26 protein-coding genes, 2 tRNA genes and 1 other RNA gene are annotated in these 23,262 nt (G+C 52.4%); 15 read left to right on the forward strand and 14 right to left on the reverse strand.

Translation table 11 applies throughout. The annotated features are described in order from the left end of the window. Positions 1 to 63 precede the first annotated feature (63 nt). From MNODULE_RS04195 to MNODULE_RS04205, 3 genes are read right to left on the reverse strand one after another with little or no spacing between them, the layout of a single operon-like run. Positions 64 to 810, reverse strand: coding sequence for a ComF family protein (locus MNODULE_RS04195; RefSeq protein WP_168058213.1), 747 nt, complete (start codon positions 808 to 810; stop codon positions 64 to 66). Continuing rightward, positions 794 to 1,357, reverse strand: a complete 564-nt coding sequence (locus tag MNODULE_RS04200) for a VanZ family protein (protein WP_168058214.1) — start codon at positions 1,355 to 1,357, stop codon at positions 794 to 796. Before MNODULE_RS04200 ends, MNODULE_RS04195 begins: the two co-directional genes overlap by 17 nt. A 26-nt stretch (positions 1,358 to 1,383) precedes the next feature. Beyond that, a complete protein-coding gene (locus MNODULE_RS04205; RefSeq protein ID WP_168058215.1) occupies positions 1,384 to 1,998 on the reverse strand; it encodes a hypothetical protein in 615 nt (204 codons plus the stop codon). A 227-nt stretch (positions 1,999 to 2,225) separates the two neighbouring features. Here MNODULE_RS04205 and tadA point away from each other — a divergent pair, with 227 nt between their 5' ends. From tadA to MNODULE_RS04280, 15 genes are all read left to right on the forward strand, one after another. Continuing rightward, on the forward strand, positions 2,226 to 2,699 hold the full coding sequence (tadA, locus tag MNODULE_RS04210; RefSeq protein ID WP_168058216.1) for a tRNA adenosine(34) deaminase TadA: 474 nt from the start codon (positions 2,226 to 2,228) through the stop codon (positions 2,697 to 2,699). Between the two features lie 65 nt (positions 2,700 to 2,764). Then, positions 2,765 to 2,856: transfer RNA gene (locus MNODULE_RS04215), tRNA-Ser, on the forward strand. A 75-nt stretch (positions 2,857 to 2,931) separates the two neighbouring features. After that, a tRNA-Ser gene (locus tag MNODULE_RS04220) sits at positions 2,932 to 3,024 on the forward strand. A 31-nt stretch (positions 3,025 to 3,055) separates the two neighbouring features. Continuing rightward, an RNA gene (ffs, locus tag MNODULE_RS04225) (signal recognition particle sRNA small type) lies at positions 3,056 to 3,155 on the forward strand. A gap of 99 nt (positions 3,156 to 3,254) precedes the next feature. Beyond that, a complete protein-coding gene (dnaX, locus tag MNODULE_RS04230; protein WP_168058217.1) occupies positions 3,255 to 4,895 on the forward strand; it encodes a DNA polymerase III subunit gamma/tau in 1,641 nt (546 codons plus the stop codon). 12 nt (positions 4,896 to 4,907) lie between these two features. After that, positions 4,908 to 5,228, forward strand: a complete 321-nt coding sequence (locus MNODULE_RS04235; protein WP_168058218.1) for a YbaB/EbfC family nucleoid-associated protein — start codon at positions 4,908 to 4,910, stop codon at positions 5,226 to 5,228. Positions 5,229 to 5,322: 94 nt separating this feature from the next. After that, complete coding sequence (gene recR / locus MNODULE_RS04240) at positions 5,323 to 5,922, forward strand: recombination mediator RecR (RefSeq protein ID WP_168058219.1); 600 nt, start codon at positions 5,323 to 5,325, stop codon at positions 5,920 to 5,922. A 190-nt stretch (positions 5,923 to 6,112) separates the two neighbouring features. Continuing rightward, positions 6,113 to 6,739 carry a carbon monoxide dehydrogenase beta subunit family protein gene (locus MNODULE_RS04245; RefSeq protein ID WP_168058220.1) on the forward strand — a complete coding sequence of 209 codons (627 nt, stop codon included), beginning with the start codon at positions 6,113 to 6,115 and terminating at the stop codon, positions 6,737 to 6,739. A 38-nt stretch (positions 6,740 to 6,777) separates the two neighbouring features. Beyond that, entirely contained in the window at positions 6,778 to 7,977 is a 1,200-nt protein-coding gene (locus MNODULE_RS04250; protein ID WP_168058221.1) for a transketolase C-terminal domain-containing protein, read from the forward strand. After that, positions 7,970 to 8,860, forward strand: coding sequence for a thiamine pyrophosphate-dependent enzyme (locus MNODULE_RS04255; protein ID WP_168058222.1), 891 nt, complete (start codon positions 7,970 to 7,972; stop codon positions 8,858 to 8,860). Before MNODULE_RS04250 ends, MNODULE_RS04255 begins: the two co-directional genes overlap by 8 nt. Positions 8,861 to 8,870: 10 nt before the next feature. After that, a complete protein-coding gene (locus MNODULE_RS04260) occupies positions 8,871 to 9,557 on the forward strand; it encodes a 2-oxoacid:acceptor oxidoreductase family protein (RefSeq protein WP_168058223.1) in 687 nt (228 codons plus the stop codon). Positions 9,558 to 9,580: 23 nt separating this feature from the next. Beyond that, positions 9,581 to 9,793: a 4Fe-4S dicluster domain-containing protein gene (locus MNODULE_RS04265; RefSeq protein WP_168058224.1), complete on the forward strand. Its 213-nt coding sequence runs from the start codon at positions 9,581 to 9,583 to the stop codon at positions 9,791 to 9,793. Positions 9,794 to 9,898: 105 nt separating this feature from the next. Beyond that, positions 9,899 to 10,159 carry a hypothetical protein gene (locus MNODULE_RS04270; protein ID WP_168058225.1) on the forward strand — a complete coding sequence of 87 codons (261 nt, stop codon included), beginning with the start codon at positions 9,899 to 9,901 and terminating at the stop codon, positions 10,157 to 10,159. Between the two features lie 130 nt (positions 10,160 to 10,289). Further along, positions 10,290 to 10,781, forward strand: a complete 492-nt coding sequence (locus tag MNODULE_RS04275; protein WP_168058226.1) for a roadblock/LC7 domain-containing protein — start codon at positions 10,290 to 10,292, stop codon at positions 10,779 to 10,781. An 89-nt stretch (positions 10,782 to 10,870) separates the two neighbouring features. Beyond that, on the forward strand, positions 10,871 to 11,458 hold the full coding sequence (locus tag MNODULE_RS04280; RefSeq protein WP_168058227.1) for a GTP-binding protein: 588 nt from the start codon (positions 10,871 to 10,873) through the stop codon (positions 11,456 to 11,458). Here the strand turns inward: MNODULE_RS04280 and meaB are convergent. The 11 genes from meaB to MNODULE_RS04335 all read right to left on the reverse strand — a co-directional run bounded on the left by meaB (position 11,455) and on the right by MNODULE_RS04335 (position 22,905). After that, positions 11,455 to 12,357 (reverse strand): methylmalonyl Co-A mutase-associated GTPase MeaB, encoded by a 903-nt coding sequence (gene meaB, locus MNODULE_RS04285; protein WP_168058228.1) that lies wholly within the window; start codon positions 12,355 to 12,357, stop codon positions 11,455 to 11,457. The two genes, MNODULE_RS04280 and meaB, sit on opposite strands and share 4 nt — an antisense overlap. Positions 12,358 to 12,397: 40 nt before the next feature. Continuing rightward, positions 12,398 to 13,537 carry an acyl-CoA dehydrogenase family protein gene (locus tag MNODULE_RS04290; protein WP_168059201.1) on the reverse strand — a complete coding sequence of 380 codons (1,140 nt, stop codon included), beginning with the start codon at positions 13,535 to 13,537 and terminating at the stop codon, positions 12,398 to 12,400. 34 nt (positions 13,538 to 13,571) lie between these two features. Next, a complete protein-coding gene (locus MNODULE_RS04295; protein ID WP_168058229.1) occupies positions 13,572 to 14,426 on the reverse strand; it encodes a diguanylate cyclase in 855 nt (284 codons plus the stop codon). A 29-nt stretch (positions 14,427 to 14,455) separates the two neighbouring features. Continuing rightward, positions 14,456 to 14,938, reverse strand: a complete 483-nt coding sequence (locus MNODULE_RS04300) for a Zn-ribbon domain-containing OB-fold protein (protein ID WP_168058230.1) — start codon at positions 14,936 to 14,938, stop codon at positions 14,456 to 14,458. Between the two features lie 110 nt (positions 14,939 to 15,048). Further along, the gene (locus tag MNODULE_RS04305) at positions 15,049 to 15,591 is read right to left on the reverse strand and encodes a hypothetical protein (RefSeq protein WP_168058231.1); all 543 of its coding nucleotides are present in this window, start codon (positions 15,589 to 15,591) and stop codon (positions 15,049 to 15,051) included. A 249-nt stretch (positions 15,592 to 15,840) separates the two neighbouring features. Continuing rightward, positions 15,841 to 16,245: a VOC family protein gene (locus tag MNODULE_RS04310; protein ID WP_168058232.1), complete on the reverse strand. Its 405-nt coding sequence runs from the start codon at positions 16,243 to 16,245 to the stop codon at positions 15,841 to 15,843. A gap of 340 nt (positions 16,246 to 16,585) precedes the next feature. Beyond that, positions 16,586 to 17,980 carry an SNIPE associated domain-containing protein gene (locus MNODULE_RS04315; RefSeq protein ID WP_168058233.1) on the reverse strand — a complete coding sequence of 465 codons (1,395 nt, stop codon included), beginning with the start codon at positions 17,978 to 17,980 and terminating at the stop codon, positions 16,586 to 16,588. 275 nt (positions 17,981 to 18,255) lie between these two features. Continuing rightward, complete coding sequence (locus tag MNODULE_RS04320; protein ID WP_168058234.1) at positions 18,256 to 18,717, reverse strand: hypothetical protein; 462 nt, start codon at positions 18,715 to 18,717, stop codon at positions 18,256 to 18,258. A gap of 182 nt (positions 18,718 to 18,899) precedes the next feature. Then, positions 18,900 to 20,204, reverse strand: a complete 1,305-nt coding sequence (locus MNODULE_RS04325) for a hypothetical protein (protein WP_168058235.1) — start codon at positions 20,202 to 20,204, stop codon at positions 18,900 to 18,902. A 28-nt stretch (positions 20,205 to 20,232) separates the two neighbouring features. Continuing rightward, a complete protein-coding gene (gene rnhC, locus MNODULE_RS04330) occupies positions 20,233 to 22,071 on the reverse strand; it encodes a ribonuclease HIII (RefSeq protein ID WP_168058236.1) in 1,839 nt (612 codons plus the stop codon). 123 nt (positions 22,072 to 22,194) lie between these two features. Next, on the reverse strand, positions 22,195 to 22,905 hold the full coding sequence (locus MNODULE_RS04335; protein WP_168058237.1) for a hypothetical protein: 711 nt from the start codon (positions 22,903 to 22,905) through the stop codon (positions 22,195 to 22,197). Positions 22,906 to 23,262: the final 357 nt, after the last annotated feature.

Below are 23,262 nucleotides of genomic sequence, written 5' to 3' on the forward strand. Positions count from 1 at the left end.
ATTAAGTGAATGTGGAGACATATCATAACGGGGTCTGGAGAAAAAAACAAGGGGTTGTCTCATCTATACCATCCGTGCCACCGTAGCGACGATCACCTCCCGCGCCCCGCCCTTCAGGAGGATCTTTGACCCTTCCCGCAGGGTGGCGCCGGTGGTGTAGACGTCATCCACCAGCAGGATGCGCTTTCCTTCGATCGGCGCCGGATCCGATAGATGAAAAGCCCGCCGGACGTTCTGCGCCCGCTCTCTCCGCGAAAGACCGACCTGGGGGAGGGTGTCCCGGGAGCGGTTCAACGCGTCGATCAGGAGCGGAACCCGGGTGAGACAGGCGATTCTCTGCGCCAGCAGGAGCGATTGGTTGAACTCCCGCGTTCGAAGTCGGGCCGGATGCAGCGGGACGGCCGCCACCAGATCAAACTGAACGGGTGTCAGCCTTTCCATGATCAGATCTGCCAATGGGGCGGCCAGGGAAGTCTGCTTTTGGTATTTGAAGCGTTGTATCGCATCGGCGAGGATTCCTTCATAGGGGTAGGGGGTAAAGGCGCGCGAGAAGGCCGGGAGATCTTCCCGGCACTCCGCGCAATAGTGGTCGGGGCTGTGTGAAAGGGCCGAGGACGAAGGGAATGGGGTCGCGCAAACGGGGCATTGGGGCCCTGTCAACGGCCGGATCGTTTCCCAGCAGCCGGGGCAATAAGGGAGGTCCGATCTTTCATCTGAAATCGGGAGATCGCAATGACTGCAGGCGCGGGGATAAATTAAATCGAGGAGCTTCCTCAAAAAACGGGACCGACGGTCAGCGATGCCGGGCATAATAAATCACCCCCGCGGCGCCGGAGAGGACGCCGGTGCTCAGAATGATCAGCAGCATCTTCCAAAAAGAGAGGGTTCCTCCCTTTAAAACGATCAGCACCATGATTGCGGAGAAAACACCCCAGGCGAACCACCAGCCGAAAAATTTGGCCCGAAGGGCTGAGATTTCGCCGCGGAAAAGACTCCAGAGCCCGACTCCCAAGGCCGCGCCGAAGGTATCGATGCCGACATCTTGAAAGGTGCCGGTGCGGGAGAGGACAAATCCCTGGTGAAACTCGTCGATCCCGGCATAAACGACGCAGATGCCGACGGCGCCGAGAGCCGCCCGCCACGACCAGCCCTGTTTACCTTGTTTGAGGGCATAAAGCCATAAGATCGAGAGAATGGCGTATTCCACCACATGCGCCAACTTTCGGATGGCGATCAACGTGATGACCAGGTTTCTTCGGGAGATCTCGGGAGCAAAAATTTTAATGAAGGGAGCGATAAAGGCGTTGGTATTGTCCATCGATCCGACATCGGTGGAGAAGAGGAACATCAACCCCATCCAAAGCATCGGGCCGAGGAAATATTTCATGGCGATTGAGGGGCGGTCTCGATCGGTTCATCGAAGAGGACCAGCCGGATGAGTTTTCGAGAAATATCGGAGATGATCATCGTTTGCTGAGAGATCGTGAAAGAAAAAGAAAGATCGAGCGTCTGCATGATCTCCGCGATGTCGTTGCCGAACTTGAACGCGGGCGCCAATCGCGGATCCTCGAAGTTGGGATTGCGATAGGTGAGATAGTCGATGAAGCTGTCTTTGGAAGGAAGGGCCCGGTAGATCTCGTAATGAACGGCATCGGTGAGCGCCGATGGAATGGGGGAGTCGGGATACTGTTCGGAAAGCTCATTAAATAAAGCGACGAGCATGAGGCCCGTCAGCTTGCGTAGGATTGCCGACTTCTTTGAATCGTCGATCTGATCGACGACCTTGCTTCCAAACCGGGCATCGTAATTGCGGATCTGCTCCTGAAGGACTTTCATAAAGAGGTAATCGGCTCCTTGGCGGACCGTCTCCCCCATCTTGGGAAGAAGGGTGATGATCTCTTCGATTTTGGGGTCGAGTGTTCCTTGGTTTCGACGGAGTGATTTTACGGCGGGATTGGCGGTCGGTTTACGCTGGAATAAGGCATCAAGCCAGCCCAAGGTTTTCTCCCATCGTTAGAGAATTCGTCCGTACTATACAGGAATCATCGAAATCGGGCAAGTCTTTGAGCCGGATCGGGCGGGAGATCATCGTGAACGCTTAGCGATCCGGCGTGCATCCGATCGAAGCCCGCGGCAGAGTGAAAATGGAAGGGAGTTCACCTTGACAATTCGGGTCGAATTCCCTAGAATCCACCGGATGGTCCTCACAATTCAACCTCACTTGCATGCGCCCCACTGATCAGGATGAGCTGTACATGCGGCTGGCCCTGAAGGCTGCGGAAGCGGCCTTCGCCGAAGGGGAAGTTCCGGTCGGCGCCGTCCTGGTCGGCAAGGATGCAACCATAACCGCTTACAACCTGAAAGAGCGCCGGCATGATCCGACGGCACATGCCGAGATGCTGGTCCTCCGGAAAGGGGGAGAGATGTGGGGGCGCTGGCGGTTGGGCGGGACCCTTTATGTGACGTTGGAGCCCTGCGCCATGTGTGCCGGGGCCTTGATCCAGGCCCGGATCGATCGCCTGGTCTACGGCGCGGCCGATCCCAAGGCCGGCGCCTGCGGGTCGGTGATCGAAGTGGCGCGGGAGCCTCGGTTCAACCATCGGATGGAGGTGCTCGGCGGGGTTCTCTCGGGTGAGTCGGAACATCTGCTCCAGCGTTTTTTCGATCGTCTGCGGGGCCGAGAGATCGTTAAACGTTAGTCGTTATTCGTTAATGTGGTTCTGCCGACCGTTTGACGAATAACGTTTAACGCGTAACGAATAACGGAGAGATGGCCGAGTTCGGTTGAAGGCGTCTGACTCGAAATCAGATGTGGGGGTAACTCCACCGGGGGTTCGAATCCCTCTCTCTCCGCCAGTTCAATCGCGGTCAGCACGCAGCGTCATATTAAAAATAAGTGCTGACCGCGGATAATTCAAAGTTTTAATCTCCGGAGAGATGTCCGAGCGGCTGAAGGAGCACGACTGGAAATCGTGTAGGCGGCCAAAAGTCGCCTCGGGGGTTCAAATCCCCCTCTCTCCGCCAATTTATTCCACAAAGATGTGCTTGATGGAGGGACCGGGCCCTGTGCAATAGGAACCTATGAACCCCGCCAGGTCCGGAAGGAAGCAACGGTAAATAGGCCCTCCTATGTGCCGCAGGTTCACCTGGTCTCTCCATCAAACACATCTTTACGGCGCAGATTTATATGCGTAGGGGCGTATTGCAATACGCCCCTACTTCAACGTCCAGATCGTCGGGGGATCATCGGTCACATGGCGAGCGATTATCAGGTATCGGCAAGAAAGTGGCGACCGCAGACCTTTGAAGAGGTCATCGGTCAGCGCCATGTGGCGACCACCCTGATCAATGCCGTTTCCCGGGGGAAGGTTGCGCAGGCCTATCTCTTCTCCGGAATCAGGGGGGTCGGCAAAACGACCATGGCCCGGCTGCTTGCCAAGGCGCTGAACTGCGCCACACCGCAGGGGGCGAGCCCTTGCAATCAGTGCGATTCGTGCCGGGAGATCACCGAGGGGCGTTCGGTCGATGTGGTTGAGATCGACGGCGCGTCGAACACCGGGGTGGATGATGTCCGCGAACTGCGCGAGAAGGTGAAGTACCTTCCGCTTCGCGGGAAATTGAAAATTTACATCATCGATGAAGTGCATATGCTCTCGAATGCCGCCTTTAATGCGCTGCTAAAAACGCTCGAAGAGCCGCCGCTTCATTTGGTCTTTATTTTCGCCACGACCGAATCCCACAAAATTCCGGCGACGATTCTCTCCCGCTGTCAGCATTTTGTTTTCCGCCGGATCTCGCGACAAGAGATCATCGCACAGCTGCAGCGCGTGGCGGATGAGCGGAAGGTCCGCTTCGCCGAGCGGGGCTTGGTCCTCATCGCAAAAGCGGCCGAGGGGAGCATGCGGGATGCATTGAGTCTTCTCGATCAGGCGATCTCTTATGGCGGTCAAGAGGTCAGCGAAGAGGATCTCTTTACCCTTCTTGGACGGATGGGGGAGGCGCGGTTTCACTCCTTGGTTCGGGCGATCCACGATCGGAATGCCTCCGCGGCGCTGGGGTTGGCGAGAGAGATCGCCGATCAGGGATATGACCTCCGGCAGTTCCTGGCCGACTGGCTGGAGCATCTGCGGCACCTGATCGTCGCGCGCAATGTAGAAGGAGCCGAGGCCTGGATCGATCTTCCAAAAGAGGAGATCGATGAGATCCGCGCGGAAGCGGCCCTCTTTACCGATGAAGAGCTGCAACGCCTTTTCTCCCTCTTTGCCCGCCTTCAGGGTGAGATTCGCACCGCGCCGCATCCGCATCTTCTCTTCGAGGTTGCCTTGATGAAGGGGATTTCACTGGCCCATCTTCAGCCGGTGGAGAAAATTCTGGAGCGGCTGGAAACGTTGGGAGGGGGAGGTTCTCCAGCCCCTCCGGTAAACGTCGTTCCGTCGAAAGTGCCGGAAAAAGGAGCCCCTGCGTCCCCTTCCATTCAAAGAGCTCAGGAGGTCCCAAGGCCTGCGTCTTCTCCGACCCCCTCCGATAAAAAGAAGGTATGGCTGCAGGTGATCTCGGAAATTAAGGAAAAGCGGCCGAGTCTCGGATCGTTTTTAGAGCAGGGAACCCTCTTGGAAATCACAGAGCAAAGGGTTAAGATAGGCTATTCGGAGTCGTTTTTAATCCCGCTGATTCAAAAAGAAGAGAATCAGAAATTAATGAGCGCTTTGTTCAAGACCCATTTCCAAAGGGAAATGGCCTTGGAGCTGGTTGATTTGCATGGGGCGGCGGTCTCCTCCCCTCCTTCCGGGAAGGACACCACGCAGCATTTACCGACACCGCATCCCTTCGTCCAAGAGGCGCTGCGGGTGCTGGGGGGAGAGGTGATCGAGACCAAGCAAGGGAAGATATTCTGATGAGGAGTGATCATGTCGAATAAAAAAATGCTCGGGGATATCATGAAGCAGGCGCAGGCGCTCCAGGAGCGGATGGCGAAGCTTCAGGAAGAGGCGGCGAAGAAGACGGTCGAGGCCTCTTCCGGAGGGGGGATGGTGACGGTGAAGGTGAGCGGGAGACAACAGGTTCTGTCGGTCGCGATCGACCCCGAGATCATCAAGTCGGGGGATGTCGAGATGCTTCAAGACCTCATCATGGCCGCCGTCAACGAAGGGCTTCGAAAGAGCCAAGAGCTGATGGCAGAAGAAATGAAAGGAATGACCGGGGGGTTAAACATTCCGGGATTGTTTTAAATTTAGGAGAGATAGGGTGTGGGGCATCGCGCACCTGGTGTGAAGAGCTGGAATCGACAGAGTTCTTCCGGACGCGGGCCCGCATAAAAAATAGATGGACCAGAAGGGAAGATTCGCATATTTAATTGAACAGCTGATGGAACTCCCCGGCGTCGGAAGGAAATCGGCGCAGCGGATGGCTTTTTACATCTTAAAGATGCCGGCCGAATCGGCAAAAAAAATCGGCCAGGCGATTATCGACGTCAAAGACATGCTCTCCTTTTGTAAGATCTGCAATAATATTTCAGAAGGGGAAATCTGTGCCATCTGCGCCAGCCCCAATCGGGACAGTCAAAGGGTGGTTGTTGTGGAAGAGCCGAGCACCCTTTATGCGATCGAGAGAACGGGAGAATATAAAGGGCTCTACCACGTCTTGCTCGGTGCCCTTTCTCCTTTATCGGAGACGAACGGCACGGAGCTCACCATCAAAAATCTCATCGAACGGCTTGAAAAGGGAGGGATTTCGGAGGTCATTATCGCCACCAACCCCAACATCGAAGGGGAAGCGACCGCCATTTACCTGACCCGCCTCATCAAGCCGCTCCACATCAAGGTCACCCGGATTGCCTGCGGTATTCCCGTCGGTGTCGATCTGGAATATGCCGACGAAGTGACCCTCGCCAAATCGCTCGAAGGCCGGCGCGAGATCGGATAAAATTCCCTTGACGAGTTAAATAGGGGTATGTTATCTTTTAAAAATACCTTCTGGCGTTATTATTTGTATTTTCAGAAGTTTTTAGGATTTTGAAGAGGCCTGCAGAAAACTGCAGGCCTCTTCGGCCCGAATGGGCAAATAGGCTCTTTCTATTCGCCGGTTTATCAGATTCTCAAAGGGAGTTCTACTGATGCCAAAATATCGCGTCTTACCGGGTCCGGAAGCTTTCTTGCCCCCTTCAGCTGCCTGCGCGGGTGTCGTCCTTCCCGACCCGGGCCAGGGCCACATTCATGGAGAGATTGTCCACGAAGATATCGCAATGGAGGAGGCCGCTAAGCAGCTCTTGACGGCGAAGGTGCCGACGATCTTTCCCGGTCCGCTGGTTCTTTGGAACTGGAATGAGAAGGCGGCCAAAAAAGCGACCGCGATCAAGGCCCTCTATGATGAACTCAAATCTCATAACGCCGGGGCGTTGCTGATTCCGATGCCCGACTACCGGCCGAAGTACCCCAAGATTAATCCTGAAGTCGAAATTAACCCCAACCATCCAAATCTGACCATCTGGCATAATAAAATCGATGCATGCATGTTTGTCGGCGTCCACTGTCACCAGGCAAATCTCTCCCTGAAGATTATCCGGGGGGGAACCAATTGTTATACGATTGCGATGTGCGCCCAAGCAGGCCATGAAGATGCAATGCTCTCCTTCCGTGATGCGACGCCCGATAAAATCTGGAAGTTGGTGGAGGTGGTTCGGAAGGCGAAGGCATCCGGTGTTTACGCAAGCCGGGGCGGGGTGGCCGTTTCAAAAGCTTAAAAGTGGTAAGACCCTAAATCCTATAAGGAGGGGACCCAATGGAAGCGAATACGATCATCGGTACCGTAAATAAGAAGGGCCAGAAAATTGTTGAGCCGGAGTACCTCTTTTTTGAAGCCCCTCGGCAGCAGTATTTCATGACAGGGAGCGAGGTCGTTCGAGAGGCGATCCGTCGGGCAAGCGTCGATATCTCTGTGGCCTATCCGATCACCCCTCAGAGCGAGGCGGCGGCGATGGTCGGCGATCTCTATGTGGAAGGTTATGTCGGGGATTATTTCCGAGGAGAGAGCGAATTCGCCGTGATGTCGCAGTGCGCCGGCGCCTCCTTCGGTGGAGCGCGCGTCTTCACGACTACCTCGGGACCGGGAACCCTCCGTGCTTATGAGAATTTCCCGATGTGGGCTGGCTCCCGTCTCCCGATCCTGATCAACGTGATGGTCCGGGGGATCAACTCTCCCCTCAACATTCAGCCGGACACGCTCGAGCTCGGGATGATTCTCGATACCGGGATGCTCATCTGGCACGCGGAGACCGCTCAGGAGCTTTTGGATTATCTCCTCAAAGGTTATATCGTTGCAGAAGAGCCCGATGTTCATCTCCCGATCGCTGTTGTCATCGACGGATTTTTCGTCAGCCATACCAAAGATATGGTCATGATCCCTTCGGCCGATTTGGCGCTTCCTCCCTACAACCCATACCGCTCCCCGGTGCCTTGCATGGATATGGAAGTTCCGCCGGTCCGGATGATGCGGGATCCCTTCGTGATGAAGAGCAACTACATCAGCTATGCGACGCATGCAAGCTGGCAGCAGGAGATCCGCGCCGCCATCGAACGGTCCAGGAAGCACACCATCCGTCTAATCGGGGGATTGATCGAGGAAGAAAACAGCGATGCGGATATCTTGATTGTTTCGTCGGGGACCGCCGTAGCGCAAGGGCGGGAGGCGATTCGTCTCTTGGCGGAGGAGGGAATCCGCGTTGGGATCGTGAAAGTGAAGACCCTGCGTCCGTTCCCCCATGAAGAGATTCGTCAGGCGACAAAGAATGCCAAATTGATTTTTGTGCCGGAGTTCAACGTGGTCGGGTGGATGGCGCGCGAGATCAAAGCGGTTATTCCTGATAACCACCGCGTTATCGAAGGGCCGCATGTGGCCGGCGGTATGACGATGCCCCCTGAAGTGATCGTGGAAGAGATTAAAAAAGTGCTGGCCGGTAAAAAGGAGGTGGTCCGTGGGTAAAGAGAAGATTAAAATTTGCGATGAATTTTATGACATCATGCCTCCCGAGTATCGCGAGCTGGTTGACAGCGCGACGTATGGCAAAGAGGGACGCGGCTGGAAAGATGTCGGGGTTGCCAAGGAGCTGATCGAGGAGCATTCGCTATGTGCGGGATGTCCCGAATCGATCGCCTTCCGGTATGTTTTGGCCTGTCTCCCGAACCCGGAAGATACTGTGATGGTCGGCTCCACCGGTTGCACCAGCCTGGTCTTCCCCCATGTGGCCGTTCACAATATTCACTCCTTGTTTGGAAACCAAAACGCCGTCGCCTCAGGTCTAAAGCGCGCCCTCGCTCACCGCTTTCCCGGAAAGATAAAGGATGTGGTGGTTCTGGCCGGTGACGGCGCCACGGTCGACATCGGGCTCGATATGACCCTTCAGTCATGGTTCCGTCAGGAGAAGTTCGTGACGATCTGCTTCGACAACGAGCTCTACGCCAATACCGGCGGTCAGGAGAGCGGATTGATGCAGAAGGGGTTTGTCTCCAAGATGGCCCCCGCCGGAAAGAAGTTTGACAAGGTCAAACTCCCGGAGATTGCCCAGGAGTCGGGCTGTCACTATGTTGCGACACTCACGGTCAGCAAGCCGAACCGCGTGGAGAAGGCGATTCGCCAAGCGGTCCTGATTGCCCGCGAAGTCGGCCCGACCTATATCCAGCTCTACACGCCATGTATCCTTGAGATCGGAAAGCAGGCGATGGAAGGACTCCAGGAGATGAGAGACTCCGAAGGCCCCAATGAGCGGTTCGCCTTCAAAGAGTATATCTCCGAGGAAGCGAAAGCCTACTTGGCAAGTTTGGAGAAGGAAAAGAAACCCGCGGCGATCTCGTCGACCCAAGCATAAGGAGTCAGCCATGAGAAAGCGCGTTAATATTCGGATGTCCGGTTTGGGGGGTCAGGGAGTGGTGACCTCCGCCCATGTCTTGGCGACGGCGGCTTCCAAAGAGGGAAAACATGCGATTTCAAATCCCTTCTTTGGCGCTGAAAAGAGAATGGCTCCGGCCGAAAGTTATGTCCGGATCGCCGGCGAGCGGATCTATGATCGGGGCGAGTTGGTTTATCCCGACGTGATCATGGTCTTCCATCCCCAGGTGATCACCCTCGGAAAGTGCTACACGATGCCGTTCTACTCGGGAATCAAGGCGGGCGGTATTTTGATGATCAACTCGGATGAGCCGATTCCCCTGTCTGATGATGATCTCTCCTTCTTGGACAAACAGAACGTTCCCATTTTCACCGTTCCGGCGACGACCTTGGCGGTCGAAATTGCGGGGACGGAGTTGGCCACAAACATGGCGATGCTCGGCGCGTTGATGGGAGCGACCCGGATCGTCGCGATGGAAGCGATGGAAGCGGCGCTGCAAGATCGGTTCGGTAAGAAGTATGTCGCATCCGGAGGAACGGCCACGTTGGATGAGGCAATCAAGAAGAAGTTCGCCAAGAAAGAGCAGCTTTTGGCGAAGAATATGGAAACGATCCGAAAGGGTTTTGATCTCGGTGTCGCCTGGGCTGAAACAATCAAGACCCCCATGTTGGTCTAAGGTACAACGGAGGAAGTGACTCGATGTATGCAGTTGCCGAAGTAGTTGACGAAGCGTGTGTCGCCCACAAGGGATGCCGGTTGTGTATTATGTACTGCCCGGAGGCCGATACGATTCTCTTTGATAAAACAAAAAAGGTCGCGGTGGTTGTCGAGCAGCGTTGCAAGGGGTGTGAGCTCTGCGTGGTCGTCTGTTCTGCGGCAAAACACAATGCCATCCGACTTGTTCATCGATAACGCTTGACCTCGTTTTAAAAACCCCATCGTTTCTCAGCGATGGGGTTTTTTGTTATATTTTGTTATAATGCGCCTTTCAGCCTTTTAAACGAATCAGGAGGAACTATGTCGAGCAAAGTCAAGGAATCGTTGGCCAATGTAATCGGGGCGATGGAGCTTTTGAATAAAAATTTCGAGGATCAAATAGAAACGCTTCGGCAGAACGGCAAAGATGAGGAAGAGCTGCAGAAGCTCGTCAAAGGCGCCATGGCGATGAAAGATGCCAGCGGAATCTACCTCTCCTGGGCCAACCATTTTATCGAGCGGCTTGTCCAAACGGAGGGACTGGAGCCGGAAGACGAGGAATCGATCATCGTCGAGGAATAAACTTTCCTTAAGGAATTTGATCAGCCTTCGCTCTTTCCCATCAAAAATCGCCTGCCAACATTGCGCAAAAGTGGACTCCGTGGTATAAAATAATGTGTTCGGAGAAGCGCACCCCGCCCAGGATAGGTCGATGCCCGATTCCGGTTTGGTCATGTACGAGGAAGAGTTTAAGCAGGTTGATGCGGAGCTCTCAAAGCTGCATCAACTGGCGAACGCCAAAGTCACCTTCCTTGTAGATAAAAATGGACAACTCATCGCAAGCGTCGGAGAGACCCAAAATCTCGATACGACGTCGCTTGCCTCTCTCACGGCGGGAAATATCGCCGCGACGGGGGGAATGGCAAAGCTCCTCGGCGAGAAAGAATTCTCCATCCTCTTCCATGAAGGGGAGAGAGATAATGTCCATATCTCCCTGATCGGCGATCGGGTGATTTTGGTGGTTGTCTTCGATCAACGTTCCTCATTGGGTCTGGTTCGTTTGCGGGTGAAGAAGAGCTCCGAAGTCTTCACGCAAATCTTCTCGAAAATTATCGATAAAGTAGAGAAAGAAAAAGAAACCAAAAACAGCAGATCTCCCTTTGCGGAAATTACGGAAGATGACATTGACCGGTTGTTCGGGTGATTTTCCCGTGAGCGCCGTCGGCTCCTCGCGGTGTGTTATCGATCTTCCAACGCGCTGCATCATGACTGATCATTCGTTAAGGACTCAGCATGTCGTTTATTAATTACTCGGCCCGTGAGATCAACTGCAAGATCGTCTACTACGGCCCCGGTCTGTGCGGAAAGACCACCAATCTGATCTACATCTACAAAAAGACGAATCCCGACAGCAAAGGAAAGATGATCTCGCTTGCCACCGAAACCGAGCGGACCCTCTTCTTCGATTTTCTCCCGTTGGCGCTGGGAAACATTAAAGGCTTCAAGGTCCGGTTCCACCTCTATACCGTTCCCGGGCAGGTCTTTTACGATGCAAGCAGAAAGCTGATTTTGCGGGGGGTCGACGGGGTCATCTTCGTCGCCGATTCTCAGGTGGAACGGATGGAAGCGAACATCGAGAGCATGGAAAATCTTCGGAAGAATCTAAAGGACCAGGGGCTGAATCTGGATGCCATGCCCTTTATCATCCAATACAATAAGCGCGATCTCCCGAATGTGGTCCCCATCGAAGAGCTCAATCGCGTTCTCAATCCCCGGAACGTTCCCTCCTACGAAGCGGTCGCCGCCACCGGAAAAGGGGTGTTCGACACGCTCAAAGAGCTTGCCAAGCTGGTCATCATGGAATTAAAGAAGAAGGCCTAGCCTCTCCGTTTCAACCACGACTGAATCAACCGATACGGATCCCGCTTTCGAAGAAGAACGGCCTCGACCGCCCGCTCGTCAAAAGAAGCCTGCAGAACCGTCTGCCCGATTTCTTCTCTCAGCAGGGTGCGAAGCTCCTCCATGATGAAGCTTTTGCGCTTTGCACCGTGCGTCTCTATTTTAGAGAGCTGTTTTCCGATCTCGGAAAGGAGGGCCGGAAGGCCTTCTCCTTTTTCCGCGGCGATCTTCAAAATCGGCCGATCGGGGATCATCTCCTTGAGCTGATAGTAGAGTTGCTGCGATTCCTTCAAGTCCCCTTTGTTCACAACAAGGATGTCCCCAATTTCGAGAAGACCCGCCTTCATCAGCTGCACCTCGTCCCCCATGCCGGGGGAGAGGACCAGGACCACCACATCGGCCAGATCGGCGATCTCCACCTCGTCTTGGCCGACGCCGACCGTCTCAATCAGAATCCGCTCTTTACCCATCGCATCGAGAATATGAATCGCGTTAAAGAGAGCGGGGCTGATTCCGCCCCAGGCGCCGCGGGTGGCGAGACTTCGAATAAAAACCTCGCGGTCGAGGAAATGAGGATGCATCCGGAGGCGGTCGCCCAGAATCGCTCCGCCGGAGAAGGGGCTGGTCGGATCGACCGCCAAGACGCCGACCGATCGCTTCTCTTTACGGAGCGCGGTAATCAATTGGTTGATCAGGGTGCTCTTTCCGGCCCCGGCCGGACCGGTGATCCCGATGAGGTTGGCATTTCCGGTATGACGGAAGAGAGTCTTCAAAAGGGGAATCGCGGTGGGATCTTGATTCTCAACGAGGGTGAGAAGACGGGAGGCCGATCGGACATCCCCCTCTAAGATCTTCCGAACCCAGGCCTCTCGATTTTTCACTCGAACTCCGGGGTCCCCAAGGAGCCTGCTCCTTGGGGCGTCACTGGAGGAGGGTTTTTGCAATGACCCTCCTCTGAATCTCAGAGGTTCCTTCGCCGATCTCGCAGAGCTTGGCATCGCGGAAGTAGCGCTCCACCGGATAATCTTTCAGATAGCCGGAGCCGCCGTGGATCTGGATCGCCTCGGTCGTCGCCCGCATGGCGACTTCGGACGCGAAGAGCTTCGCCTCCGAGGCGGCCTGCTTGTGCTCTTCCCCCGCGTCTTTGAGAAGCGCGGCCCGATAGACGAGAAGCCGCGCGGCGTCGATCTCGGTCGCCATGTCGGAGAGCTTCCACTGGATCGATTGGAAGTCGCCGATCGGCCGGCCGAACTGCTCTCGCTCTTTGGCATATTTGATCGAATCTTCCAGCGCGGCGCGCGCGAGACCCACCGACAACCCGCCGATGCCGATCCGGCCCCCGTCGAGAATCTGGATAACGTCTTGGAAGCCGTGATGGAGGGTCCCGATCAGGTTCTCTTTCGGAATTTTGAGCTGATCGAAATGAAGCGCCGCCGTGTCGGAGGCCCGAACGCCGAGCTTCTTTTCAACTTTTCCAACGACCAGGCCGGGGGTTCCCCTCTCAACGACGAAGGCGGAGATCCCCTCCGCCCCCTTGCCTGGATCGGTCGAGGCCATGATCACATAAACACCCGCGACCGACCCCTGTGTGATAAAAAGCTTGCTTCCGTTGATCACCCAGTGATCCCCCTCCAGGGTCGCCCTCGTCTGCATCGCCGCCGCGTCGGAGCCCGATCCCGGCTCGGTCAGAGCCCAGGCGCCGAGTTTCTCCCCTTTGGCCAGCGGAACGACATATTTCTGCCGCTGCGCTTCATTCCCGAAGCGGTAGAGGTGCATCGTGCAGAGGGAGTTGTGCGAGGCGACGATCAGCGCCGTCGCCCCATCGATGCGAGCGATCTCTTCCAGAATGATCGCCACCTCCATGGCGCCGAGGCCCGCCCCGCCGTACTCTTCCGGGATGGCGATCCCAAGGAGTTTGAGCGCCGCCAGCTTCGGGATCAGCTCGTGCGGGAACGCGCACGATTCATCCCGCTCCGCCGCGCCCGGCGCGATCTCGACGGCGGCGAACTCCCGGATCGTCTGCTGAAGAAGTTTTTGCTCTTCGGTCAAATCAAAATCGATCATCTTTCATCCTTACCGATCCGGTCGGCCGATGTTAGCCAAACAGAACGCCGGCTTCGAGGACCTCATACTTGACCGCATTTTTTCCGCTCTTTTTGACCGAGTACATTAAACGATCGGCCCTTTTGATGATTTCTTCCACTTTGTCCGGTAGGAGAAGAAAGGTGATGACCCCGATGCTGAAGGTCACCGGCCAGTTGTTCTCTTGCATCAATTTAAGAAGCTCTCTTCGGATCTTTTCAATGACCCCTTGGGCCGACGCAGGGGTGGTCTCAGGCAGGAGAATGGCGAATTCGTCTCCCCCCATCCGCGCGACCTGGTCGGTTGCGCGCAGATGCTTCCGGGTCGCCTCGGCTACCTTTTGCAAGACCAGGTCGCCGACATCATGTCCGAAGCGATCATTGACCTCTTTGAAATGGTCCAGATCCATAAAGCCGACCGTCAAAGGGCGGCGGTAGCGCCGGGCTCGATTCACTTCGTGCTCAAGCTTTTCGTGAAAACTCCTCCGGTTGGCGGCCTGGGTCAGGGGGTCGGTCCTGGAGAGCTCTTTTTCATATTCGAGCGCGGTTTTTAACACACCCAGAATATGCGAGACGATCAAGAAAAAGCCGAGGCGGGCGAGCATGTTCCAGTAGGGGATCAGCGGATGAGAATAGAGGTGGCCGGCGCTTGTATCCGCGATCAGCCAGGTAATCGCGCTTGCAATCGAAAAGAGGGCCCCCTTCCACCTGCCCAGGAACCAAGCGATCATCGAGATGGGGATCAAGTAAAAAATCGAAAAGGCGACCTCAGGGCCGGTGAGATGATCGAGGAACCCAAAGAGGACAACGAGGAGAAATCCGAGCGTCAGTAGAAAGGAAGTCGATCGTTTTTCTAAAAATAGGATCACTTTATGAATGGGTTTTTCCTCCCTCGAACTTACTCCTTCGGGACGAAGTAAACGTCGGTCGCTTTAAATTTGCTGTTCCGAAGAAACTGCGCCTGCACCGGCATGCCGATCCGCGCCTGATCGGGCTCCACGCCGACCAGCCGGGAGAGGAAGAGGGTGTCGATCCCGCGAAACTCCACCAGGATCAGCGTGAACGGCGTCTCTTTCAAAAAGGCCTCGCCGCCGAAGTAGCAGGTGGTGTGGGTGTGGACTTTCCCTTCGAGCGGCAGCGCAATCCAATCGGTCTTGGCGCCGCACTCCATGCAGTGGGCGCGGGGGGTGGCGTATTTCCTCTTGCATTTTTTGCAGGCGCTCCCGAGGAGCTTTCCTTTCGAAAGTCCGTCGAAGAAGGGGGAGTCTTGGGCATAGGAGTGGATGTAGTCGATTTCGTAGTGCCACTTCATGATAATTGGATCGGTTTTGTAGAGGATGGTTCCTTCGTCTGTTTCCGGAAGCCGGACTTTTTTGGCCATGGGTCTCTCCAAAAGCGGGGCGGTTGAAGTGATCGATAGGAAATAGTTTACTTTGGATTCAATCTTTCTGCAAGGCGGGAGATGAGATGGGCCCCAAGCGTCGCTTATAGTCAAATTTGTAGATCTGGCCCTGTTTGTTTCTTTATGTTACGAATACGAGCCGTGAATGAATTGGGGTCTTCGTTGAGTTTCAGACAGATCACTTCCTCAATCGCATCAATTGGGATTGGCCCCGGATAACCCGCTTCCACGTATGGCACCACCATATCACGCCACATCTTCTCCTCTTTCCATTGCGTCCAGTCGATGAGGGAAGCGTGGATGTACGGCTTCAACAGAAGAATAGCGATCCCTTCGCTCGGCGGGCGAGCTGGCTGAAACGGAGAGCAGCGATTTCGAAAATCTCTGATCTGGTCGGTCGGCGCAGCGCGGTAGTCGAAAACGGAGACGCAGTTGCGCTTGCGGAAGAACGCATTAGGCACGTGCCCGAAGGTTGTTGACAGATGGCCGTCGGGATTCGGCCTTATTTCAGCGTCAGCCAGGATGGTGTCCAGATACAGCAGCTTCGTGACGTGAAAGACGCGGCCTTCAAGCGCGGATGCGATGTCATCGAGCGATTCCGTTTCACTCCGGATGTGTGTTGTTCTCTTCACCGCTGCGTGTCCATGCGAGCTAACGCTACAGCTAACCGGCGAACGCTGTTCGCGCGTCCGAGTTCAGCGCCGTGTTCGAAAACAGGGACAGACACTATTTATCAACTGAGAGGCTAATGAAAACCAAACAAATAGTGTCTGTCCCTGTTTTTCTGTTTTATGGTCGTGAATCCTCCAGGATTGTTTCTCGACAAGATACCACGCGGAATACTTTATTAGAATACATAAAATGAGTTTTTCAACATCCTGCTAGGGCTGCGGATGCTGCCAGCTCTTGTAGACTACCTCGATGCTGTAGCTATCGGGATCCAAAACGTTGGCAGCGTAGTAGCGCGGGTCGTAGTAGAGACGGGCGCCCGGCTTACCGTTGTCGGTGGCGCCGGCCGAGATAGCCGCGGCGTAGAACGCATCCACCTCCGCCTCGCTCTTGGCGACAAACCCGACATGAACCGCCCGGGCATCGGCGCTGCCGTGCCGCAGCCAGAAAAACACACGGCCGTCGCGACCGAAGCCCTTCAGGTCCGGATGGCCCTCGGGGCCGTTGGCGCCGTCGTAGTCGACGGCATGGCGAATGCCGAGTGGGGCCAGGGCCCTCTCGTAGAACTCGATCGATCGGTCCAGATCGCTGACTGACACAAAAACGTGATCCAACATTGCGGTTACCTCAGCTCAGCTCGAATTGACCAAATTGTCCGCGTGTCCCGCGCGACGTTCTCGCCTATTCCTACCTGTGACGTGCGCAGCCTGTCGTTATGGTGTCGCATATTTACTTTTGACTTCCACGGAATCGCTTCACCTTTCTTGCGGTTTCTTTGATCTTCGGCTGCCCTGCAGCGTCGCTTCTGCTCGTTGCACTTCAGCTCACTTGCAAAGGTATTCGGATTATTGACCCTCGATGGCTGCGCCATTCTCCCCGGCTCAATCCATACCCACGACTCACAACCGTCTATGGTCACATGTTAAGGGCTGACCCCCATTGTTTCACGTTTAGGGTTTATATTGCTTTTTGTAATAAGTTAAGGGAATCCGGGAACTCAGGTGTCTTGTCCACTGTTGGGGTTGGAGCTGTTTCGAGGCTTTTAAGTAAGGCAAGAGTTTCTCGGTACTCCTTAGCTTCGGCAAGACTGACCATCTCAATTTTAAGTCCCTTGCTTAGAATAAATTTCTCAACCTCTGAAAGAGAAACTCTAAAAAACTCTCTTTTTAGATTTATGCGATTTACTCTTTTATTGGCGAAGATGGAGTGAATTTCTGCCTCCAGAGCCGGAGCATCCTCCGTGTAAACCATGGCGTGCACATCGAATCCAAAGGGTACAGAGGCATCACCTAATTCACGCACTCTTTCCATCGGATCAAGGCGCCTTGTCATTCCGATCTTGAGAATTTCTTCACCAAGCGAGCCCATATTTGAGATAACATACAAATAGCCACAACGAGTTTGCTGAGCCATAGACATCGCTCTTTGTTTGGTTTCTTCTGCTTTCTCGATCTGTTTTTCTAAGAGAAGTATTTTCTCATTAAGATCTGCCAGCTCTTTTCCTGTAGCGGAAGCAACTTCAGCGCGTGCCTTATCGAGCGACTTCTGATATCGGAGTTCGTCTTGCTCTGCTTCCCGTTGCGCTTTCTCGAACTCCCACTGTGCCTTTTCCTCTTCTCTCAAGCGCTCCCGAATAGCACGTTGTTCTTCTTGCTCCTGATATTTTTTCTCTTCTAGTTCGTATTCAAGGCGAAGTTCATCGAGGCACACTTTTAAATACTCTGACGTGATAGACATCTTCATGATAGATCCGAGATCATTGATTGCTTCAAAGGCCTTTTTTATTCTTTCCTCCATTTTGGTAACATTATTCCATCGAACCCTTGCAATTGCAGCCTCTGTTTCGCCGTTGAAAGCACGAAGCATCAGTTTAGTGTACTGTTTAGTCATGCGGGCACCTTCCTTTTTGCTACCGCCCACATTCCATTCGACCAAACAGTCTGTAGCCTTTCCTTCCTTAATTAGGCGTTTCCGCTCAGCACGTGCAGCCTCTAGACGGGTTCTGTATCCTTCTGAAGTTTGAAAGCTAAAGTGAGGGTTGTAAACTCCAAACGAGATGTCCTCAGCATGCTCTTCAAGTAAAGAGAGTTCCTTCTTTAGTCGGTCAAAAATTTGCTTTGCTCTACTGTATTCCTCGGCAAGAGCTAGCCGAGTATGCTCGTGCTTCGTGCGTGCGTCCTCCTCATTCTTTTTAAGTTGTGCAAGAGATGCTTTTTGGGCTTCTACTTCAGATTCTATATCTATTATTTTAGCGAAGCGATTCTTGAGGGCTTGATTTGCAAGAAAAAACCGCATTGAGAAACCTATCGAAAAAAGAGCTACTCCTATCGAGGCGCCAACGATTAAGTTCATCTGTCCCTCCTTAAATCAAAAAAGAAAAAAAATCCATCTCCTTTCCTCTTGTCCCACGGATAAAACCGGGACACATCCCAAATAATCAACGGCTCTTTCGCGGCCGGCTACGGGGCCTTAAGGGAAGACTTCGCTCCAACATCTTTTCCACTATCTTCACGAATGCCTCGCCACCCAAGGACCTCCCGGTTTTCGTATGGGAATCGAAACCGGGAAACAGGATGAACCTAGCCCGAAATCCTGCCACGTCCGGTGCAATGATGGGGTATAAGGTTTCACCTCTTTCCCCTCACAACGTTGGCAGTGCCTGCAATTTCAACAAGCTTTACATATAGTATGTTTTCGATTCTCTCAATTTCCGTTTTGATTCCAGGGGAATCAACTGGAGCGCCTATATTAATGGCCAAATTCCGATAGTAATCGCTGGGAGGAGTGGTTTCTTTAAAACTGAAGAGTATGGTCAGGTACGTATTCTTTTCCGTATCTATAGCTTCCCTTACATATCGGTTCAGTGTATAGCAGTCAACAAATGTGGAGTAGTCAACGCAATGAACCTTTTCTTCGCCCCATGCGACGTAGCCCTCGTTCAAAATCAACGCTTTGATGGAATTCACATCAGCCTTAGGATATCTCCAGGAAAACAGCTCTTTATTAGGAGGATCCTTCAGCAGCAAGGCACATCCAAAGAAGGAGAGAACCATGGCAACCACGGCAAGTTTCAGAAGATTCGTCCGCATTGTCTATTCACGTATGCCTCAATTCCGGGGACACCATACTCAATTCAGTTTTTGCTTCGGTCCCGGTAAAAATACGGCCCAATCCCTTTTCAAGCTTGGCTACAAATCCTTCGGCCCTCAGAGGTTGCCCTGTCCGCTCATGAAGGCGAAGCACTTCCATCTGATAATGTGGAACGGCTTTCTTATGCGGATCGGATATTGACAGCTTTCCATGATTCCTTTTGCTTCTTCTTATCAAGAGAAGGGATTGCATCAAAGACAAGGCTCGCTCCATCGGTGATGCCTTTGGGCAAGTCGCTCTTTAAACAGAAATACGAGTTGCCATTAGCTGAAGAAATAAAGCTGAATGGTCTTTCAGAATGACCTAATATAAGTTTGCCTTGGAGTGTCTGCTTAATTTTTTTGCTTCTGATGGATTGTGCGCGAGGATCATCCTGTACCCCAATTGTACGAAACCAGAAAGTCCTGCATTTCCTTAGAGAATCTTTAAGGTTAGTAGGAGAAATCTGTTCCGACCCTTCGTTGCCTAAATTTGAAAGAGCTATTTCAATTGAACGAGGTATTGACCATCCCTGTTCCTCCCTAACGTACTTGCACAAGAGCAGGTGATTTCTTGCATCTTCTCTTAGCTTCAACTCACTACAAAGAAATCCGATGTCGGAAAAGAGAGAAACAAGCGACTCAAGCTTTTTATGGGAGACAGCGGCTCTACACATCAGGCGCAGAGCGTCTTCAAGTTTTCCGAGTTCTCGCATGACTTGGGCATGTTCATGAAGGATCCACCAATCTGGCTTCCCGGTACTACAAATGGCGCTGTAAATTTTTTCAGCGTCGGCTAATCTTGTTAAGCGGACAGTAGCAAGAGCTTCTAGGCGTTTGAAGAACTTGCTTTGGCGGGGAAAACGACTAATCGCAACTTGGGCGAGTGAAATCGCTTGCTCTTTGTCGCCGGTCTCTACCATGGAGCGGATCCGATAATTATTCCATATGGCCTGATCGCACCAGCCTTCCTTACCCTGAGCATCCTTCATCGGTTCCATAGACAATTCATCCGGATTCACTCTGTCAAGCCATTGCGAAATGATCTCCCACCTACTGTAAGACTTTGCTGCTTTTAGGACCTGACGTGCTATGCGCCATTTTGTTGCGTTCTCCTTGGGCTTCAGTGCGAGAATGGATTCTGCAACCGACACTGTTTCTTCTATTGATGCTGATTCGTCAAGTTTTTCGAGCTTGCCCTGAATCAGAGTCCAGATCACCTCATTTCTGCACCAATCGAATGCTCTGTGCCGCTGTAGTGTTTCAGTGCAAAGTGGTAAGGCTTCCTCAAACAAGCCTAATTTTCTTAAACAATGGAGCAGACCTGCCGCGGTAAATGAGTCGAAATAGTCCTTGGACAATTCTCGATATAGGACAAGCGCCTCTTGGTACTGCCCGCTCTTCCTGAGTTCATTTGCTTCCCGACTTTTATCAAAATGATGACTCATAGGATCGTCAACTTTAGGTTTATCACGATTACTTTTGCAGCTTCTCCGTAGTTTTAAAATGCAGCTTTGCGCATTTAGCTAGGGTGGTCGTTCCGTATTTTTCAATAAAGCGCTTACCCACAGCCTCAACTTCAGCTGAAGCGCCTTTAGGAAAAGTGATACCAAATTCTCTACTTAGTTCCGCCAAGCGCAATAGGAATGCTTCACGCGCGAGAACGGATGCAGCTGCTACGGCAGTGTACTGCTCCGCCTTAGGCATTTGGAGTAGTTCAATACCTTTTCCCTTGTCCAACAGTGCTTTCTTGATATAGGATTCATCTCCGAATTGGTCAGCGATAGCTTTTGTGCAGTCTACCCCATGGAGTATATTCTCGATTGATCGAGCGTGTCCCCATGCAAGCAGTTTGTTCAAGTTGCCGATCTTCGCATATAGCTCATTGTATTTCTCAGGGCCAACCGTCACCACGGAATACTGTGTCTTGCTAAGATAAGACCGAATCATTTCGGCGAACTCGTGAATGCGATTATCGGAGATTTTTTTGCTATCTCGAACGCCGGCATCAGCAAGTTTTTTCTCGGTAACTGGGTCAAGAAACACACCTGCGACAACTAGTGGACCAAAGTAGTCTCCCTTGCCAGATTCATCCGTTCCTATGTAGCCGTTGTGTTCCGGGCTCTTTGCCTCTACATGAACGGCACTCGATATAGATTGTTTGGTGGATGGCTTTTGGGGAAGATTCTGGTCTGTATAGCCATATTTGACGAGAATGTTATAAGCATCCTTCATGCAGGACTTAATTTCACCGATCCTATTTTTTGCATCACTTAATGAGCGGACAGAGATGATGCCCTGCTCAGCAACAGGATCGGAGTGCATTTCCTTGCACCTGATGCCATCCCATATCGAAATTAGTTTCTCTATCACGTACCCGGATCGGAGTTTGTCTTTAATATATTTCTCAAATTTCCTATTCCGGAGAGCATTTCCTATTTTTGATATATTCGGATCGTCTCTATATTCTTCTAGTGTAAAGAACTTTTTTTCAATCATCAGTTTAATTACAAAACCTTCAAAAACTTTCGCATAGATCGCAACAAGAAAGTTGTATTCTGGAAGCGTTTTGGACTGACCCTCTAAAATCTCTGTAAGGGCATCTCCAGTAATAAACGATTGTTGATCATTCTTAGAAAGGTAATGAAAGTATTCATTAGGTTTTGCTTCTGCGGCAGCGAGCGCCTTTTCGAGTACACCGCTATCTTTGATGATTTCGTTCTGAACCATTTCCTGGCTGCCTTCGGGTACGTAAAGCAATGCTCGCTCTTCGGGAGAAAGCGGTTTTATCTCATCGATAATGTCAACAACTCGATCTACCAGATCAGAATAGCCGCCTTGCAGTAATAAAGTACCTGTGGAAAATTGAGTAATCGTGAGCTCATTTCCGTCAAAGAGGATTTTTACGAGATAATCCATATGGCTTTGCTTGGGATATTCCGTCAAAGTAAATTTTTCTACGTTGAGAGAATCCTTAATTGCTTGTCGTGCGTTCTTGTCCGCTACTGTAATTGATGCGTGGATTGGAATGAGTTTCGCGCTGGGGCTCTTGGTCGATGAAAGAAGCTTCATAAGAGATGTTTTCTTATCCTCGGGCATTTTTTCAATAACGATCTTCGACGATAGACCCCTCTTACGGTTATAGTACAACACGATTGCTATCGCTTGGTTGTCCGCTGTGCCATGAAGTTTGAGGCCTGTGCCCTGGTTCACTTCCTCTTCGCCCGTAATGACTATGCCGATTTGCTCACAAGCTGCTCTAAGTTCTGAGGGAGCTGAACTAACGGGACGAACAAACTCGATCGAAGAAGCCATTTTCTTTGTATCTCCTTAATGGGTGTCCCATTTTGTCTCTTTTTTACCTCGTACGGTTTCTACCCTCTTGGCTGATACTACTTTCAGCCTGTCTCAATCGCCGACTCACCGTTGAATAATATCTCAATCAAGATGTTTGAGAACGACATAGGAAATACCGATATTACTCGCATCGGTGACCTTGAAGCGCGCCCCCTTGAATCCAAAGGTCTCTCCTTCTGAGAAGTCGTAGGTTACCTCTTGTGAATAGGCCGGCCGTGCAAAATCGTCCTTGAACTCCCGATATAGCAACTTGATAGAGTTGCCTGATCGTCCATTGTAGATCAATTCCTTTCTGAAACTGCCTTGTTCCCATTCAACTTTGGTTGCAGTGATGTACTTGATTGAAGGATCCGGCTCTGCTACTGGCAGATCCGAGAACGGCGAGTGATAATAATACGCAGGAGGTTTATCCTGCCCCTGGACCAATATCCCGCCACGAATGATGGGTTTTTGTTTTGAGAAGAGCTCTCGAATATCTCCTGTATTTTCCAATGTAGGAGGCGTAAGTGATTGGTAGAACACGCCGGAACCATCCTCTGTGTAACCTGCTGCCACTAGTTTTCCAACTGGAATTTTCAGCGTGCGTGGATCAAGCGGAGTCAACATCACACTGTGGATTACAGGTTCGGCCAGTTCGATTGCGGGCCGTGTATAAATATTTTCCGTAGCAATCATTGCTTCACCCACCTCAGCTGTGGCCGGGGCATTGAGTTTCGGAACCTGAACCGCCGCTGCCTTGGGCTGAAAATGGGAGAATGGAAGTGACCTTACCTGCACAGCCTGTTTGAACAAGAGACAGAAACCCCATTAATGCGATTGCCACAATGCCTCTCGACATCTGCCCCACTCCTGTTTTAGCCCACATTGAATTTTAAGCAGAGAATGCCAATACCACCCAGCATCTAAATAGGCAGAAATATTTCCGCCTTTTTTTACAGACTTTTTCTGTCTATCTCCTGTACATCATCCCAAGCAATTGAAAAAATGAACCGGTCAAAGACCGGCTCGGGGATTGACAGGAAATTTTATGTTTTGAAATATGAAACGAAACGGGTATACCACAGGAGGGACATTAAAAGCAATACCGTAGGGAGGGTTCTCCCTCGGTTCGGACCCCTCAACGAGACGGTTCGGTCATCCGAGAAAGAA

This window comes from Candidatus Manganitrophus noduliformans, assembly GCF_012184425.1.
Lineage (GTDB): Bacteria > Nitrospirota > Nitrospiria > SBBL01 > Manganitrophaceae > Manganitrophus > Manganitrophus noduliformans.

What these genes read in the sequence shown, in the direction of transcription:
- MNODULE_RS04265 (WP_168058224.1), top strand. Translation starts at nt 9,581, where the DNA reads ATGTATGCAGTTGCCGAAGTAGTTGACGAAGCGTGTGTCGCCCACAAG.
- MNODULE_RS04325 (WP_168058235.1), bottom strand. Translation starts at nt 20,204, where the DNA reads ATGAGTCATCATTTTGATAAAAGTCGGGAAGCAAATGAACTCAGGAAG.
- MNODULE_RS04280 (WP_168058227.1), top strand. Translation starts at nt 10,871, where the DNA reads ATGTCGTTTATTAATTACTCGGCCCGTGAGATCAACTGCAAGATCGTC.
- MNODULE_RS04195 (WP_168058213.1), bottom strand. Translation starts at nt 810, where the DNA reads ATGCCCGGCATCGCTGACCGTCGGTCCCGTTTTTTGAGGAAGCTCCTC.
- dnaX (WP_168058217.1), top strand. Translation starts at nt 3,255, where the DNA reads ATGGCGAGCGATTATCAGGTATCGGCAAGAAAGTGGCGACCGCAGACC.
- MNODULE_RS04270 (WP_168058225.1), top strand. Translation starts at nt 9,899, where the DNA reads ATGTCGAGCAAAGTCAAGGAATCGTTGGCCAATGTAATCGGGGCGATG.
- MNODULE_RS04300 (WP_168058230.1), bottom strand. Translation starts at nt 14,938, where the DNA reads ATGGCCAAAAAAGTCCGGCTTCCGGAAACAGACGAAGGAACCATCCTC.
- MNODULE_RS04320 (WP_168058234.1), bottom strand. Translation starts at nt 18,717, where the DNA reads ATGCGGACGAATCTTCTGAAACTTGCCGTGGTTGCCATGGTTCTCTCC.
- MNODULE_RS04275 (WP_168058226.1), top strand. Translation starts at nt 10,290, where the DNA reads ATGCCCGATTCCGGTTTGGTCATGTACGAGGAAGAGTTTAAGCAGGTT.
- rnhC (WP_168058236.1), bottom strand. Translation starts at nt 22,071, where the DNA reads ATGGCTTCTTCGATCGAGTTTGTTCGTCCCGTTAGTTCAGCTCCCTCA.
- MNODULE_RS04200 (WP_168058214.1), bottom strand. Translation starts at nt 1,357, where the DNA reads ATGGGGTTGATGTTCCTCTTCTCCACCGATGTCGGATCGATGGACAAT.
- MNODULE_RS04315 (WP_168058233.1), bottom strand. Translation starts at nt 17,980, where the DNA reads ATGAACTTAATCGTTGGCGCCTCGATAGGAGTAGCTCTTTTTTCGATA.
- recR (WP_168058219.1), top strand. Translation starts at nt 5,323, where the DNA reads ATGGACCAGAAGGGAAGATTCGCATATTTAATTGAACAGCTGATGGAA.
- tadA (WP_168058216.1), top strand. Translation starts at nt 2,226, where the DNA reads ATGCGCCCCACTGATCAGGATGAGCTGTACATGCGGCTGGCCCTGAAG.
- MNODULE_RS04250 (WP_168058221.1), top strand. Translation starts at nt 6,778, where the DNA reads ATGGAAGCGAATACGATCATCGGTACCGTAAATAAGAAGGGCCAGAAA.
- MNODULE_RS04235 (WP_168058218.1), top strand. Translation starts at nt 4,908, where the DNA reads ATGTCGAATAAAAAAATGCTCGGGGATATCATGAAGCAGGCGCAGGCG.
- MNODULE_RS04260 (WP_168058223.1), top strand. Translation starts at nt 8,871, where the DNA reads ATGAGAAAGCGCGTTAATATTCGGATGTCCGGTTTGGGGGGTCAGGGA.
- MNODULE_RS04310 (WP_168058232.1), bottom strand. Translation starts at nt 16,245, where the DNA reads ATGTTGGATCACGTTTTTGTGTCAGTCAGCGATCTGGACCGATCGATC.
- MNODULE_RS04245 (WP_168058220.1), top strand. Translation starts at nt 6,113, where the DNA reads ATGCCAAAATATCGCGTCTTACCGGGTCCGGAAGCTTTCTTGCCCCCT.